The following is a 15,608-nucleotide window of genomic DNA, read 5'->3' on the forward strand; positions in this document are numbered from 1 at the left end:
CGCGGGACGGTCTGCACGGGGAGTCGCGCCGATGCCTTACAGGCCGGCGTCGGCCCGCAGTGCGTCGGCCCGGTCGGTGCGCTCCCAGCTGAACTCCGGTTCCTCGCGGCCGAAGTGGCCGCCGACGGCGGTCTTGCGGTAGATCGGCCGGATCAGGTCGAGCATCTGCAGGATGCCGTAGGGGCGCAGATCGAAATGCTTGCGCACGAGATCGGTGATGCGTTCGTCGGGGATGTGGCCGGTACCGAAGGTATCGACCGAGATCGAGGTCGGCTCGGCCACGCCGATGGCATAGGAGATCTGGATCTCGCAACGGTCGGCGAGACCCGCGGCGACGATGTTCTTGGCCACGTAGCGCCCGGCGTAGGCGGCCGAACGATCGACCTTGGAGGGATCCTTGCCCGAGAAGGCGCCGCCCCCATGGCGGGCCATGCCGCCGTAGGTGTCGACGATGATCTTGCGTCCGGTCAGGCCGCAGTCGCCCACCGGGCCGCCGATGATGAACTGGCCGGTGGGGTTGATGTGGTACTTGGTGTGCCGATCGAGCCACTCGGCCGGCAGCGTCGGCTTGATGATCTCTTCCATCACCGCCTCGTGCAGGTCGGTCTGGGCGATGTCCGGGTTGTGCTGCGTGGAGAGCACCACCGCGTCGATGCCCACAGGCACGCCGTCCTCGTAGCGGAAGGTCACCTGGGATTTCGCGTCGGGGCGCAGCCACGGCAGGGTGCCGGCCTCGCGCACCTCGGACTGGCGCTGGACCAGTCGGTGGGCGTAGGTGATCGGCGCGGGCATGAGCACGTCGGTCTCGTTGGTCGCGTAACCGAACATCAGGCCCTGATCACCGGCACCCTGGTTGGCGGCATCCTCGCGGTCGACGCCCTGGGCGATGTCGGAGGACTGCTTTCCGATCGCGTTGAGCACACCGCAGGTGTGGCCGTCAAAGCCCAGCTCCGAGCTGGTGTAGCCGATGTCGACGATCACCTCGCGCACCAGCTCGTCGACGTCCACCCACGCCGAGGTGGTCACCTCGCCGGCGAGCACGACGAAGCCGGTCTTCACCAGCGCCTCGCAGGCGACGCGGGCCGACGGGTCCTGTTCCAGGATCGCGTCGAGGATCGCGTCGCTGATCTGGTCGGCGATCTTGTCCGGATGGCCCTTGGAGACGGACTCGGAGGTAAACAGGTGGCGCTTGGCGGCATTTGCGCTCATGGCGTGCAGGCCTCTTTTGCGTGCAGTTGGGGCGGTCGAATCGTGGTGGCCGGGCAGGGTCATGCCGCCCGGCGGGCGCAATCATGGCACAGCTTGCCCCGACGTTCAGCAGCCCGGGTTTCGTGACCCGGGTTCAGCCGCGGACGTCTCAGTAGCCGTAGGTGCCGACCAGCAGCTCCGCGTTGCCCGCGTAGTAGCGGTTGTTTGCCGGCACGATGTCGGTCAGCTGCTGTTCCTCGAGGATGCGCTGGCCCTCCTCGGTTTCGGCGAATGACAGCAGCGCCTGTTGCAGGGCGTCGCGGGTACGCTTGTTGAGTTCCGGCGAGACCGAGAAGCCCAGGAACGGCAGCGGTTCGGTGGTGATCACCGGGTACAGGCCCGGGTAGCCGCCCACCAGCGGCGTGGGGATGACGCCCGCCTTGGCCTTGCCTTCGATCACCGCGGTGGCGACGTCGCGGTTGGTGCGCTCGAAGACGAGCACCGGCTGCTGAACCGGGTTGGGGAAGAGCTGGTAGAGCACCAGTGCGCCGACGGACGGGGACGGTTGGACCGCGACGCGCTTGTTCACCAGCTCCTTGGGCGAGAGGATCAGGTCGTCCTCGCGGGTGACCAGCGATTGGGTCACCTCGCCGTCAAACCTCGCGATCACCTGCCAGTTCTGGCGCTGGACGCGGAAATCGGTCACCGGGGCGGCGTCGAGCGCGATGTCGAAGTCGGATCCGCCGCGGGTCGCTTCCCAGAACGAGAGGTAGTTGGGGAACAGCTGGAGTTCCACGGTCTCGCCCAAGCGGCGACTCAGGTAGTCGGCCACCGGGGCGTAGGCGTCGTTCAGCTCCGTCTCCGGCAGGAACGGGGCGATCGCCATCTTCAGGCTGTCCTCGGCGGTGGCGGGGAGTGCCGAGGCCAGCAGCGCGGCCGCCCCGGCGAGCAGCGCGAGCAGGCGCGGGGCCTGGTCGTGACGCTGGCCGTGTCGTTGGGTGGCGGGGCTGGTGGCGTTGGCGGGGCGCGTCGACGCGTGCATGGGCGGGGCTCTCCTGATCCTTGGCGATGGCTCGGTTGTCTTTATCTGGGCGCGACCGGTCTTTTGCCGGTTTGCCTGCGGTGCCTGAAGTCGTTTTGTCCTGTGCTGCAGAGCTGTTCTGCAGCCTCGCCACCGGCGACGTGGCGGTCATTCAAATCGGAAGGAAAAATATCACAGTTGCCCTCGGGGCGGCGAGCAGACCCTCGGGGTAACCGCGGAACACCGACGGCGGCTTGTCGGCCGGTGGGCCTGTCGTGCGAGACTGGCGGGCTCGCGACACCCGCTATCGCTTGTTGCTTCTCTCCCCGTGACCCTATTAAGGAGGTTTGCTCATGGCTCGCACGGAAACCCCAGTCTGCGATTTTGGTCGGCCCGCCGTGGATTTCGCCCTGCCGGACGTCGAGGGGCGCATCTGGCGCCTGAGTGACGTGCAGGGTGAGAAGGGCACGCTGGTGATGTTCATCTGCAATCACTGCCCTTACGTCAAGGCGGTCCTCGACCGCATCGTGCGTGATGCCCGCGAGCTCAAGGGACTGGGCGTGAATACCGTCGCGATCATGTCCAACGACCCGAGCGACTACCCGGAAGACTCGCCCGAGAACATGAAGCGCGTCGCCGAGGCCCACAAGTTCCCCTTCCCCTACCTGATCGATGAGTCCCAGTCGGCCGCCAAGGCCTATGGTGCCGTCTGCACGCCGGACTTCTTCGGCTACAACGCGGACCTCGAACTGCAGTACCGCGGCCGGCTGGATGCCTCGCGCAAGGAGGCCGAGCCGGATGCCCCGCGCGAGCTGTTCGAGGCGATGACGCAGGTCGCCGAAACCGGTCGCGGTCCGGAGGAGCAAGTGCCGTCGATGGGCTGCTCGATCAAGTGGCGCGAGGCCTGATCGGCCGGCGCTGCGCGCCCGCCTGTGGCGAAAGGCTGGCTGCCCTAAGTGTTTGAAAAACAGGGTGGTTGCCTTGCGTGAGGGTTTTGGGGACAATGTCGCGCAACTTCCGCGCCTGCCTCAAGGCCAGGCGCCGTCGTCTGCGTGCGTATTGCACACGGCGCCCCGAACCGCTTCTTTTTCAACCCTTTGGAGTGTTTTATGTCGACACGTAGAGAGCTTGCCAACGCGATTCGCGCGTTGAGCATGGACGCCGTTCAGAAGGCGAATTCGGGTCACCCGGGTGCCCCCATGGGCATGGCGGACATCGCCGAGGTGCTGTGGAACGACTACATGCACCACAACCCGAAGAACCCGGAATGGCCGAACCGCGACCGTTTCGTGCTCTCCAACGGTCACGGCTCGATGCTGATTTACTCTCTGCTCCACCTGACCGGCTACGAGCTGCCGATGGAAGAGCTGAAGAACTTCCGTCAGCTGCACTCCAAGACCCCGGGTCACCCGGAATACGGCTACACCCCGGGCGTCGAGACCACTACCGGCCCGCTGGGCCAGGGTCTCACCAACGCCGTGGGCATGGCGATCGCCGAGAAGATGCTCGCCGGTCAGTTCAACAAGCCGGGCCACAAGGTCGTCGATCACTACACCTATTGCTTCCTGGGTGATGGCTGCCTGATGGAGGGCATTTCCCATGAGGCCTGCTCGCTGGCGGGCACCCTGGGTCTGGGCAAGCTGGTCGCCTTCTACGACGACAACGGCATCTCCATCGACGGTCACGTCGAGGGCTGGTTTACCGACGACACGCCCAAGCGCTTCGAGTCCTACGGCTGGCACGTCGTTCGTGACGTCGACGGTCACGACGCCGACGCCATCGACGCGGCCATCCGCGAGGCTCGTTCGGTCAACGACAAGCCGACCATGATCTGCACCAAGACCGTCATCGGCTTTGGCGCGCCGAACCTCTGCGGCACCCACGACTGCCACGGCGCTGCCCTGGGCGATGCCGAGGTCAAGGCCACCCGCGAGAACATCGGCTGGAACCACGAGCCGTTCGTCATCCCGGACGAGGTCTACGCCGGCTGGGACGCCACCGAAAAGGGTGCGAAGGCCGAGGCCGAGTGGAACGAGACCTTTGCCGCCTACGAGAAGGCTTATCCCGCCGAAGCCGCCGAGCTCAAGCGTCGCCTGAACGGCGAGCTGCCGGCCGACTTCAACGACAAGATGGACGCGCTGATCAAGGAGATCGATGCGAAGGGCGAGAGCGTCGCCTCGCGCAAGGCTTCCCAGGCCGTGATCACCGGTCTGGCCGACATGCTGCCGGAACTGGTGGGTGGTTCGGCCGACCTCGCGCCGTCCAACCTGACCACCTGGAAGGGCTGCACCGCGCTGACCGCCACCGAGTCGGATGCCAACTACATCCACTACGGCGTGCGCGAGTTCGGCATGAGCGCCATCATGAACGGCATGGTCCTGCACGGCGGCCTGCTGCCGTTCGCCGGCACCTTCCTGATGTTCTCCGAGTACGCCCGCAACGCGCTGCGCATGGCCGGCCTGATGAAGATCGGTTCGATCTTCGTGTACACCCACGACTCCATCGGTCTGGGTGAAGACGGCCCGACCCACCAGCCGGTCGAGCAGATTGCCACCATGCGCCTGATCCCGCGCATGCAGACCTGGCGTCCCTGCGACGCGGTCGAGACCGCGGTGGCTTGGAAGCAGGCGGTCGTCCGCCGCGACGCGCCGACCTCGCTGGTCTTCTCGCGCCAGGGCCTGCCGCACCAGAGCCGTACGCCTGAGCAGATCGCCAACATCGAGAAGGGCGGTTACGTCCTGAAGGACTGCGACGGCACGCCGGACCTGATCCTGATCGCCACCGGCTCCGAGGTGGGTCTGGCGATGGACGCGGCCGAGAAGCTGACGGACAAGAAGGTGCGCGTCGTCTCCATGCCGTGCGTCGAGGCCTTCGACGCCCAGGACGAGGCCTACCGCGAATCCGTACTGCCGAGCGGCGTGACCGCGCGCATGGCCGTCGAGGCCGGCGTCACCCAGGGCTGGTACAAGTACGTCGGCAGCCAGGGCAAGGTCTTCGGCCTGGATACCTTCGGCGAGTCCGCCCCGGCCGGTGACCTGTTCGAGTACTTCGGCTTCACCGCCGATCGCGTCGCCGAGGAAGCCCGCAAGCTGGGGTGATCCGCGGTCGCATCAACCATTTTTGGGCGCATGTGTCGTCAATCGCATGCGCCCTGACTGATTTGTATCCACGTATCGATTAGGAGAAAACCCATGGCTATTCGTGTCGGTATCAACGGCTTCGGTCGTATCGGTCGCATGGTGTTCCGTGCGGCGACCCAGGAATTCCCGGAGCTGGAAATCGTTGGCATCAACGACCTGCTCGAGCCGGAGTACCTGGCGTACATGCTCAAGTACGACTCCGTGCACGGCCGTTTCGACGGTGACGTGTCGGTCGAAGGCAACAACCTTGTCGTCAACGGCAAGAAGATCCGTCTGACCGCCGAGAAGGACCCGTCCCAGCTCAAGTGGGGCGACCTGGACGTCGACGTCGTGGTCGAGTCCACCGGCCTGTTCCTCACCGAGGAAACCTGCCAGAAGCACATCGACGCCGGCGCCAAGAAGGTCGTTCAGTCGGCCCCGTCCAAGGACGCGACCCCGATGTTCGTCTACGGCGTCAACCACAACGACTACGCCGGTCAGCAGATCGTTTCCGCGGCCTCCTGCACCACCAACTGCCTGGCGCCGGTGGCCAAGGTCCTGAACGACAAGTTCGGCATCAAGCGTGGCCTGATGAGCACCGTTCACGCCGCCACCGCCACCCAGAAGACCGTTGACGGTCCGTCCCAGAAGGATTGGCGCGGCGGCCGCGGCATCCTGGAGAACATCATCCCGTCCTCCACCGGTGCCGCCAAGGCCGTGGGCAAGGTCCTGCCGGCCTTGAACGGCAAGCTGACCGGCATGGCGTTCCGCGTCCCGACCTCCGACGTCTCCGTGGTCGACCTGACCGCCGAGCTGGAGAAGGGCGCCTCCATGGACGACATCAAGGCGGCCATGAAGGAAGCCTCTCAGGGCGAGCTCAAGGGCGTACTGGGCTACACCGAGGAAGCGGTCGTTTCCACCGACTTCCGTGGTCACCCGGAGCCGTCCGTGTTCGATGCCAAGGCCGGCATCGCCCTGGACGACACCTTCGTCAAGGTTGTCGCCTGGTACGACAACGAGTTCGGTTACACCTGCAACATGCTGCGCGTCGTCCAGCACGTCGGCAAGTAAACCGAGTGATCGGAACGGGTGGGTTTTCCCACCCGTTTTTCCACCTGCATTCCGCATCAAGCGGGAGCCGTAAGGACTGGGAACTGCGCGGAAGTCACCCAACCCTTACCGCTTTTTATCTGTCTCATTGAGGAGTTTTCCATGGCGAACGTCATCCGCATGACTGATCTCGATCTTGCCGGCAAGCGCGTGTTGATCCGCGCCGACCTGAACGTGCCGGTCAAGGACGGCAAGGTCACCTCCGATGCGCGCATCAGCGCCTCGCTGGGGACCATCAAGGCCGCGCTCGACCAGGGCGCCCACGTGATGGTCACCTCGCACCTGGGTCGTCCGACCGAAGGCGAGTTCTCCGAGGGTGATTCGCTCGCGCCGGTCGCCAAGGACCTGGGCGAGAAGCTCGGCCGCGAGGTGCGCCTGGTACGCGACTACCTTGGCGCGAACGTCGAGGTGGGCGCCGGCGAAGTCGTCATGCTCGAGAACGTCCGCTTCAACAAGGGCGAGAAGAAGGACGACGAGGCGCTGGCCAAGCAGTACGCCGCGCTGTGCGACGTCTTCGTCATGGACGCCTTCGGCACCGCGCACCGCGCGCAGGCCTCCACTCACGGTGTGGCCAAGTTCGCCCCGGTCGCCTGTGCCGGCACCCTGCTGACCGAAGAGCTCGAGGCGCTGACCAAGGCGCTGGCCAACCCGGCTCGCCCGATGGTCGCGATCGTCGGCGGCTCCAAGGTCTCCACCAAGCTGACCGTCCTCGAGGCACTGGCCGCCAAGGTCGACCAGCTGATCGTCGGCGGCGGCATCGCCAACACCTTCGTCAAGGCCGCCGGTCACGGGGTGGGCAAGTCGCTCTGCGAGGACGACCTGGTCCCGACCGCCAAGGCCCTGATGGACAAGCTCAAGAGCAACGGTGCCAACATCCCGCTGCCGACCGACGTGGTCGTCGGCAAGCGGTTCGACGAGAACGAGCCGGCGGTCTTGAAGCGCGTCGAGGACGTGGCGGACGACGACATGATCTTCGACATCGGTCCGGAGAGCGCCGAGGCCCTGGCCAAGGTGATCGAGAACGCCGGCACCGTCGTCTGGAACGGCCCGGTGGGCGTGTTCGAGTTCGACCAGTTCGGCGACGGCACCAAGCGCATCTCCCAGGCGATCGCCGACACCAAGGCGTTCACCCTGGCCGGTGGCGGTGACACCATCGCGGCGATCCAGAAGTACGACATCTACGACAAGGTGAGCTACATCTCCACGGCCGGCGGCGCATTCCTCGAATTCCTCGAGGGCAAGACCCTGCCGGCGGTCGCCATACTCGAAGAGCGGGCGAAAGGCTGATGGCGAACATGCACGGCTCTACCGATCATCTGCCGGCGCAGCGACGGACCAAGATCGTCGCGACGCTGGGTCCGGCCAGTGACGACCTGGCCACCATCACCAACCTGGTGCGGGCGGGCATCGATGTCGTGCGGATGAACTTCTCGCACGGCAAGGCGGCCGACCACCAGCGGCGGGCGGACATGGTGCGCGAGGCCGCGGCGGCCGAAGGGCGCTACGTCGCGATCCTCGGCGACCTGCAGGGCCCGAAGATCCGCATCGACCGTTTCAAGAGCGGCAAGGTCGAGCTCGAGCAGGGCAGCCCGTTCACGCTGGATGCCGACCTCGACCCGGACAGCGGTGACGAGACCAAGGTCGGCATCACCTACAAGGCGCTGGTCTCCGACTCGCGCCCGGGCGACATCCTGCTGCTCGATGACGGCCGCATCGTTCTGAAGGTCGACGAGGTCCAGGGCAACCAGGTGCGTACGACGGTGGCCGTCGGCGGCACGCTGTCGAACAACAAGGGGATCAACCGTCAGGGCGGTGGTCTGTCCGCGCCGGCGATCACCGACAAGGATCGCGCTGACATCAAGACGGCCGCCCAGATCGGGGTGGACTACATCGCCGTGTCCTTCCCGCGATCGGCGGAGGACATCCATGAGGCCCGTCGCCTGTTGCAGGAGGCCGGCTGCCGCGCGCACATCGTGTCCAAGATCGAACGTGCCGAGGCGGTCGACTGCATCCGGGAGATCATCCAGGCCAGTGACGCGATCATGATCGCGCGCGGCGATCTGGGTGTGGAGATCGGCGATGCCGAGCTGCCCGCGGTGCAGAAGGCCTTCATCAAGATGGCCAAGGAGCTCAACCGCCCCGTCATCACTGCGACCCAGATGATGGAGACCATGATCGACAACCCGATCCCGACCCGGGCCGAGGTGTTCGACGTGGCCAACGCGGTGCTCGACGGTACCGATGCGGTGATGCTCTCGGCCGAGACCGCCGCGGGCAAATACCCGGTGCGCGTGGTCGAGACCATGTCGCGGGTCTGCCACCGTGCCGAGTACCAGATCGAGGCCAAGAAGAGCGCGCCGCCGCTGGACGTGCCCTTCGAACGCATCGACCAGGCGATCGCGTATTCCGCCATCTACACGGCCAACCACCTCTCGGTCGCGGCGATCGTCGCCCTGTCCGAGTCGGGGGCCACCCCGCTGTGGATGTCCCGGGTCGACACCGACATCCCGATCTACACCTTCACCCGCTCGGAGGAAACCGCGCGTCGCGTCGGTCTCTACCGTGGCGTGCAGGCGGTGCACTTCCCGGTGCCCTCGACGGATCACGCCGAGGTCAACCGGATGGTGATCGAGAGCCTCCAACAGATGGAGAAGCTCGACGAGGGGGACCTCGTGATCATCACCAAGGGTGACCTGATGGGTCAGATGGGCGGCACGAACGCGATGAAGATCGTTCGGGTCGGGGACGTGATCTCCGTCGACTGACGCGCGGAGGCCGTGTCCCGGCGCGATTTTGCATATCCCGGTGCGCTGGGTATGCTGTCGCGCTGATCGAATTTTCGGTTTTCGGGTCGAATCGCCCGGAAGCCCGTGCAGTTTCGCAACTACGTTTCAACTTGAGGAGAGGCACTATGGCGCTCATTTCGCTTCGCCAGCTGCTGGACCATGCCGCTGAGAACAGCTATGGCATGCCGGCGTTCAACGTCAACAACATGGAGCAGATCCACGCGATCATGCAGGCTGCCGACGAAGTCGACAGCCCGGTGATCCTGCAGGGCTCTGCCGGTGCTCGCAAGTACGCGGGCGAGCCGTTCCTGCGCCACCTCGTCGAGGCGGCCACCGAGATGTACCCGCACATCCCGATCGTCATGCACCAGGACCACGGTTCGGATCCGGGCGTCTGCCTGCGTGCGATCCAGTCGGGCTTCTCCTCGGTCATGATGGACGGCTCCCTGCTGCCGGACATGAAGACCCCGTCCGACTACGAGTACAACGCCGGCGTTACCGCCAAGGTCGTCGAGATGGCTCACTCCGGCGGTGTGTCCGTCGAAGGTGAGCTCGGCTGCCTCGGCTCGCTGGAAACCGGCGAGATGGGCGAGGAAGACGGCCACGGCGCGGAAGGCAAGCTGGACATGGACATGCTGCTGACTGATCCGGAAGAAGCGGCCCAGTTCGTCAAGCAGACCGACGTCGACGCCCTGGCGATCGCCATCGGCACCAGCCACGGCGCCTACAAGTTCACGCAGAAGCCGACCGGCCAAATCCTGCGTATCGACCGCGTCAAGGAGATCCACGAGCGGATCCCGGACACCCACCTCGTCATGCACGGTTCCTCCTCGGTGCCGGAAGACTGGCTGGAGATCATCAACAACTACGGCGGCGACATGGGTCAGACCTACGGCGTGCCGGTTGAAGAGATCGTCGAAGGCATCAAGCACGGTGTCCGCAAGGTCAACATCGACACCGACCTGCGCATGGCGTCCACCGGTGCCGTTCGCAAGCACCTGGCCGAGAACCGGTCCAACTTCGACCCGCGCAAGTTCCTCAAGGAAGCGACCGCCGGCATGCAGGCCATCTGCAAGGCGCGCTTCGAGGCCTTCGGTTCGGCCGGCATGGCTTCCAAGATCCGTCCGATCTCTCTGGAAGAAATGTACAAGCGTTACGAGTCCGGCAGCCTCAAGCAGAAGATCCGCTGATCTTCGCCGGGCAGCCGCCCGGCACTGCCGAAACGACAACCCCGCCACCCGGCGGGGTTTTTTGTGTCCGTCAACTCGCCACAGGCGTAGGCGAGAGTCGCTAAATGCGTGATAATCGTCGCAATGGGACGCCACGCGCACATGGACGACAACGTGCCCCGGCCGCCGGACGACACCCGGCGACCGGGGCTTCGTGTCGTCTGGCTGCTGGTGTTGTTGGGGTGGTTGCTGCTGGGCGTGCTCGGCACGCTACTCGTGCAGCGCGAATTCGAGGCCGAGGTGGAGGCGCGCGCCGACCGGTTGCTCGACACGGCGGACTACGCCCTGTCGAGTCGCCAGGCCGAACTGGCCCGCATCGCCCGGATTCTCGCCCTGGACGAACGCGTGCGCGAACTGCTCTCACAGGCACGCGCCATGGTCGAGCTCGAAGGCGGGGCCGGTGGCGGCGAGGGGGCGGCCCGCCTGCGCCGCAAGCTGGCCCGAGCGGTCACGCCCATCGCCTCCGAGCTGATCCACGGCCAGGACCGCGTCATGCAGTTCCATCTCGGTCCCGAGGCGGTCAGCTTCCTGCGGGTGCATGCCCCCGAGCGTTTCGGTGACGAGCTGGCCTCGCTCCGCCCCTTGCTGGCCGAGGTCTACCGTAGCGGCCGCGGAGCGATGGGCTTCGAGGTCGGTCGCGTGTTCTCCGGTTTCCGGGCGGTCGAGCCGGTGTGGGCGCCCAACCCGGGCGGGTCGCCCGGCGGGTCGGATCGCGTGATCGGCACGGTGGAAGTGGGCACCGGCATCAAGCCGGTCGACAATTACCTCGAGGAAAGCCTCGGCGCGCGCGCCACCCTGTTGTTGCCGGCCGAGATCGCCGAGGCGAACATCTGGGCGGAGATGCGCGAGCGCCGGCACATTGCCCCGGTCGGCAGCGGCGAGTTCTACGTCGATGGGCCCAAGGTCGACAACGCCGGATTGGCCGCCGCCCTTCGTCGGCTCGACGGCGAGCCACCGTCTCGTTGGCGGTTTGCCGCCGGCGAGGAGCAGTGGCTGGCCGTCTCGCGTCCCGTACCGATCCTGACCCAGGAAAGCCGTTCGCCGGCCCAACTCGTGGCCGTCGAGCCGGTCACCGACCTTTACGCGGCGATGCAGGCGCGCCTGGCCTCGTTGCTTGCCGCCGTCGCCGTCGCGTTTCTGCTGACGTCACTGGGCCTCTGGCTGCTGTCGCGCTGGCAGCGCACCCGCTGGATGGTGGTGATCGATCGGGCCGAGGCCGAGCGCGACGCGCTGTTCGAGCTCAGCCCCCAGCCGCTGGAACTCACCGACATGCAGGGGCGGTCGTTGCTGGCCAACGACGCTTTTCGCCGGACCTTCGGCCCGGGCGCCTCGTCCGAGGGGAGGGGTTGGAGTGCCCGGGGGCTCGAGGGCCTGCAACTCGAGGCATTCGAACGGGCGATTGCGCGCGGCGAGCGCTGGAACGGCGCCCTTCGGTTGCCGGCGTTGCAGGGTGGTCCGGGCTGGTTCCGTGTACAGGTCGTCCCGATCGCCGACGAATCGGGCCGCCCGGCCCGGCTGTGGTGGTTCTTCCACGACGTGGATCGCGAGCGCCGCGCCGCCGCGGTGGCTCAAGCGGAGCGCGATCGCCTCGATGCCTTTCTCGCCGCGAGTCCAGCGGTTATCTACACCTTCCGCACCGACCGTCCCGATCGGCTCGAGTACGTCAGCGCCAATATTCGCGAGATCCTCGGTTACACCCCGGATGCCCTGATCGACGGGCCGGACTGGTGGGAGCAGACCCTGCACCCCGAGGATCGGGCGCGGGCGCTCGAGGAAGGGGACTTCACCCGCTGGGAGAACGACCGCAAGCGCAGTCGCTATCGCTTGCTGCGGCCAAATGGCTCGGCGTTGTGGGTGACCGATCACGCACGCCTGTTGCGTGATGCCGAAGGGCGTCCGGAGCGTGTCGTCGGCGCGTTGATCGACTCGCGCGAGACCGTCGCGCTCGAGGAGCGGCTGGCGGAAAGCGAACGGCTGTACCGTTCGATCGTCGAGGGGGTCGAGGAAGCGATCTTCCTGGTGGCCGTCGAACCCGACGGCTCGTTCCGTTACCTGACCAACAACCCCGCCCACGAGCGGGCGACCGGCCTGTTGCGCGACCAGCTGGCCGGGGCGTTTCCGGGAGACATCCTCAGCCCCGAGGCCGCGGCCCACGTTACCCGGCAGTATCGAGCTTGCCTGGAGGCAGGGCGGGCGATCCGCTACCACGAAACGCTCGATCTCCCGGCCGGTCGGGGAACCTGGCACACCACGCTGACCCCCATCCGGGACGACGAAGGCCGGTTCGTCCTAATCGCCGGGGTGGCCATGCCGATCGAGGACGAGGAGGTCGGCGACGGCGAGGACTGAACTGGCCACCGGCACGCCGGCGACGACGCGCCTTGGTCACGAACGACTTGCCAAGCCAGAGTGGCATGGCATTCGTGCAGAGGTTCCCTTGCAAACCCCGCCCCCGTCGACCATTATCCGGGCCCTTCCCGATCGAGGTGTCACCCGTGAGCGTCCCCGAGTCGCCATCCGTCCATCGCCAATCGACGAGCCAGCCGGTGGTGCGCGCGCGCGGACTGGTCAAGTGCTTCGGCAAGCTGCGCGCCGTCGATGCGGTCGATTTCGACATCCCGGCCGGACGCTGTTTCGGCTTTCTGGGACCCAACGGGGCCGGCAAGACCACCACCCTCAAGATGCTGATGGGGCTTGCCGATTTCGATGCCGGCGAGCTCTCGGTGCTCGGGCACCAGTTGCCGGCCGAGGCGCGTGCCATTCGTGGTCGGGTGGGGCTGGTGCCCCAGGGCGACAACCTCGACCCGGACTTCACGGTGCGCGAGAACCTGTTCATGTACGCGCGCTTTTTCGGCCTGTCGCGGTCACAGGTGGCCGATCGGGTCGACGCACTGCTCGAGTTCGCCAACCTGACCCACAAGGCCGATGCCCGCGTCGATCAGTTGAGTGGGGGCATGCAGCGCCGCCTGACCATCGCCCGGGCCCTGGTCAATGACCCGGAGGTGGTCATCCTCGACGAGCCCACCTCGGGGCTCGACCCGCAGGTACGCCACGTCATCTGGGGCCGCCTGGCCGAACTGCGCGCCCGGGGCGTGACCCTGGTGCTGACGACCCACTACATGGAAGAGGCCGAGCGGCTCTGCGACGAGCTGGTGGTGATGGATCACGGTCGGATACTCGATCAAGGCACGCCGGGCGAGTTGATCCGGCGGCACGTCGAGCCGGACGTGATCGAACTGCGCGGGACGGTCAGCGACGGCGTGTTCGCGACCCTCACCTCCATGGCGTTGCGCGTCGAGCGCCATGGAACGGCGGTCTATGTCTACACCAGCGCGCCGGCACCGATACTCGACTTCCTCGGCCAGCCAGACGGCCTGACCGTGATCCACCGTCGAGCCGGCCTGGAGGACGTGTTTCTGCATCTGACCGGCCGGGAGCTGCGCGAATGAGGTGCCGATCTTTATGAAGCGTTCGATCTGGCAAATCCCCCGCGCGCGCCTGGCCGCGTTTTCCGTGTTCGCGCGCAACTTCCTCGTCTGGCGCAAGCTGCTTGGGCCGGCGATCGTGCTCAACTTCGGCGAGCCGGTGATCTACCTGCTGGGGTTGGGCATCGGGCTGGGCGCGCTGGTGGGCGATATCGGCGGGTTGCCGTATCTGGTCTTCCTCGCCTCGGGGATCGTGGCCTCCTCGGCGATGATCTCGGTCAGCTTCGAGGGCATGTATTCCGTGTACACGCGGATGGTGCCGCAGAAGACCTTCGACGCGATCATGGCCACGCCGCTCGATATCGACGACATCATCCTGGGCGAGACGATCTGGGCGGCCTTCAAGGGCCTGTTGAGCGCCGTGGCGATCCTGATCGTCGCCACCCTGCTGGGGGCGGTGCCCGGCGGCTGGATGGCGCTGTGGGCGCTGCCGGTGGTGTTCCTGCTGGGGCTGGCGTTCGCCGGACCGGCGATCATCATGACCGCTATCGCCGACAACTACGATTTCTTCAATTACTACTTCGTGCTGGTAGTCACCCCGATGTTCATGCTCTCGGGGGTGTTCTTCCCCATCGAGACCCTGCCCGAGTGGATGCAGACCGCCGTGCTGGTGCTGCCGCTGACCCACGCGATCGAGGTGATCCGTCCGCTGATCGTCGGCGAGCCGGTCGAGCACCTGCTCGCCCACCTGGCCGTGCTCGCCGGCTTCGCCGTCGCCGCCTACTACCTGGCCGTGGCCCTGGTGCGTCGGCGGTTGTGGGCTTGATAAAAGCTGGAAGCTGACAGCTCGAAGCCGGAAGAGGGCGCGTAGGAGCGGCTTTAGCCGCGATGGCTCAAAGGGGCAACGATCAGACTCGCAGCCGAGTCTTGACGCGCTCAAAGGCGGAATCGACGGTTTCGTCCAGCCCCAGCCCCAGCCCCAGCCCCAGCCCTCAGTTCTCCCAACGCCGCCCCGTGTCCAGCCGGATTACCGCCTGGTTGATCAGCGGGCAGGCCATCAGGTAGTCGATGGTCTCGGCCACCACCCCCGGGCCCGGTTCGAAGGGGAGCAGGCGCCGGGCGAGACGCTGGCGGCGGTAGTCGGTGTCGTCTTCCGGATGGAACATCAACAGGCCCGGGGCGATGGCATTGACTCGCGTGTGCGGGGCGTAGCGCAGTGCGAGCGAGCGGACCGAGCTCTGGATGGCCGCCTTGGAGGCGATGTAGTGGATGTGGTCGGGCTCGCCCTCGTCGATGTGCGCGTCGGTCATGAACACCACCTGCCGGTCGGCGTGGCCGTCGTCGCGCTTCCGGGCGGGCAGGGCGCGCTGCAGGTGCTCGGTGAGTTCGATCGGGCTGGTCACGTGCACGGTGTACATCGCCGTGGCCAGTTCCGGTTGGGCGGCCACGTCCTCGTCGCGGTGCCAGATCGAGGCGTTGTGCACGATCAGGTCGAGCCGGTCCGTTTTCTCTGCCACCTGCCCGGCGAACGCGGCCAGCCGGTCGCGCTCGAGGAGATCGAGCTCCAGGGCGATCAGGCCCTGGTCGATGAGCGCGCGCAAGGCGTCGGTCTCGTGGCGGTAGCTGCCGATGACCCGGTGGCCGGCGGCGAGCAGGTGCTCGGCGAGGTGGGCGCCTACCCGGCGGGTCACCCCGGTGATCAGGACGGTCTGGGGGCGGGAGGTCACGGC

Annotated in this window: 12 protein-coding genes; 9 read left to right on the forward strand and 3 right to left on the reverse strand. The window is 66.5% G+C overall.

Going from position 1 to position 15,608, the window contains the following annotated elements; genetic code table 11:
• Positions 1-36 precede the first annotated feature (36 nt).
• Together metK and LV475_RS03550 are read right to left on the reverse strand one after the other, a co-directional pair.
• Positions 37-1,209 carry a methionine adenosyltransferase gene (gene metK / locus LV475_RS03545; RefSeq protein WP_250105770.1) on the reverse strand — a complete coding sequence of 391 codons (1,173 nt, stop codon included), beginning with the start codon at positions 1,207-1,209 and terminating at the stop codon, positions 37-39.
• Positions 1,210-1,357: 148 nt separating this feature from the next.
• Complete coding sequence (locus tag LV475_RS03550; protein ID WP_250105771.1) at positions 1,358-2,230, reverse strand: phosphate/phosphite/phosphonate ABC transporter substrate-binding protein; 873 nt, start codon at positions 2,228-2,230, stop codon at positions 1,358-1,360.
• A 332-nt stretch (positions 2,231-2,562) separates the two neighbouring features.
• Between LV475_RS03550 and LV475_RS03555 the strand changes: the two genes are divergently transcribed.
• The 9 genes from LV475_RS03555 to LV475_RS03595 all read left to right on the forward strand — a co-directional run bounded on the left by LV475_RS03555 (position 2,563) and on the right by LV475_RS03595 (position 14,704).
• Positions 2,563-3,117, forward strand: a complete 555-nt coding sequence (locus tag LV475_RS03555; RefSeq protein WP_250105772.1) for a thioredoxin family protein — start codon at positions 2,563-2,565, stop codon at positions 3,115-3,117.
• Between the two features lie 201 nt (positions 3,118-3,318).
• Complete coding sequence (gene tkt / locus LV475_RS03560; protein ID WP_250105773.1) at positions 3,319-5,307, forward strand: transketolase; 1,989 nt, start codon at positions 3,319-3,321, stop codon at positions 5,305-5,307.
• 93 nt (positions 5,308-5,400) lie between these two features.
• On the forward strand, positions 5,401-6,399 hold the full coding sequence (gap, locus tag LV475_RS03565; RefSeq protein WP_125199671.1) for a type I glyceraldehyde-3-phosphate dehydrogenase: 999 nt from the start codon (positions 5,401-5,403) through the stop codon (positions 6,397-6,399).
• 141 nt (positions 6,400-6,540) lie between these two features.
• Positions 6,541-7,725, forward strand: a complete 1,185-nt coding sequence (locus LV475_RS03570; RefSeq protein WP_136867817.1) for a phosphoglycerate kinase — start codon at positions 6,541-6,543, stop codon at positions 7,723-7,725.
• An 8-nt stretch (positions 7,726-7,733) separates the two neighbouring features.
• Positions 7,734-9,203, forward strand: coding sequence for a pyruvate kinase (gene pyk, locus LV475_RS03575; protein ID WP_136867831.1), 1,470 nt, complete (start codon positions 7,734-7,736; stop codon positions 9,201-9,203).
• Between the two features lie 146 nt (positions 9,204-9,349).
• Positions 9,350-10,414 (forward strand): class II fructose-bisphosphate aldolase, encoded by a 1,065-nt coding sequence (fba, locus tag LV475_RS03580; RefSeq protein ID WP_136867816.1) that lies wholly within the window; start codon positions 9,350-9,352, stop codon positions 10,412-10,414.
• Between the two features lie 141 nt (positions 10,415-10,555).
• The gene (locus tag LV475_RS03585; protein ID WP_169303660.1) at positions 10,556-12,802 is read left to right on the forward strand and encodes a PAS domain-containing protein; all 2,247 of its coding nucleotides are present in this window, start codon (positions 10,556-10,558) and stop codon (positions 12,800-12,802) included.
• 146 nt (positions 12,803-12,948) lie between these two features.
• Positions 12,949-13,902, forward strand: coding sequence for an ATP-binding cassette domain-containing protein (locus tag LV475_RS03590; RefSeq protein WP_247709534.1), 954 nt, complete (start codon positions 12,949-12,951; stop codon positions 13,900-13,902).
• Positions 13,903-13,915: 13 nt separating this feature from the next.
• Entirely contained in the window at positions 13,916-14,704 is a 789-nt protein-coding gene (locus LV475_RS03595; RefSeq protein ID WP_136867713.1) for an ABC transporter permease, read from the forward strand.
• Between the two features lie 166 nt (positions 14,705-14,870).
• On the opposite strand, the gene LV475_RS03600 is transcribed toward LV475_RS03595, so the two are convergent.
• Positions 14,871-15,605 carry an SDR family oxidoreductase gene (locus tag LV475_RS03600; RefSeq protein ID WP_136867714.1) on the reverse strand — a complete coding sequence of 245 codons (735 nt, stop codon included), beginning with the start codon at positions 15,603-15,605 and terminating at the stop codon, positions 14,871-14,873.
• Positions 15,606-15,608 lie beyond the last annotated feature (3 nt).

Source organism: Guyparkeria hydrothermalis, from assembly GCF_023555375.1.
Classification (GTDB): domain Bacteria; phylum Pseudomonadota; class Gammaproteobacteria; order Halothiobacillales; family Halothiobacillaceae; genus Guyparkeria; species Guyparkeria hydrothermalis.

Excerpts from the sequence above, each read along its gene's own strand:
- fba (WP_136867816.1), top strand. The coding sequence starts at position 9,350 with ATGGCGCTCATTTCGCTTCGCCAGCTGCTGGACCATGCCGCTGAGAAC.
- pyk (WP_136867831.1), top strand. The coding sequence starts at position 7,734 with ATGCACGGCTCTACCGATCATCTGCCGGCGCAGCGACGGACCAAGATC.
- LV475_RS03595 (WP_136867713.1), top strand. The coding sequence starts at position 13,916 with ATGAAGCGTTCGATCTGGCAAATCCCCCGCGCGCGCCTGGCCGCGTTT.
- gap (WP_125199671.1), top strand. The coding sequence starts at position 5,401 with ATGGCTATTCGTGTCGGTATCAACGGCTTCGGTCGTATCGGTCGCATG.
- LV475_RS03570 (WP_136867817.1), top strand. The coding sequence starts at position 6,541 with ATGGCGAACGTCATCCGCATGACTGATCTCGATCTTGCCGGCAAGCGC.
- LV475_RS03585 (WP_169303660.1), top strand. The coding sequence starts at position 10,556 with ATGGACGACAACGTGCCCCGGCCGCCGGACGACACCCGGCGACCGGGG.
- LV475_RS03555 (WP_250105772.1), top strand. The coding sequence starts at position 2,563 with ATGGCTCGCACGGAAACCCCAGTCTGCGATTTTGGTCGGCCCGCCGTG.
- metK (WP_250105770.1), bottom strand. The coding sequence starts at position 1,209 with ATGAGCGCAAATGCCGCCAAGCGCCACCTGTTTACCTCCGAGTCCGTC.
- tkt (WP_250105773.1), top strand. The coding sequence starts at position 3,319 with ATGTCGACACGTAGAGAGCTTGCCAACGCGATTCGCGCGTTGAGCATG.
- LV475_RS03550 (WP_250105771.1), bottom strand. The coding sequence starts at position 2,230 with ATGCACGCGTCGACGCGCCCCGCCAACGCCACCAGCCCCGCCACCCAA.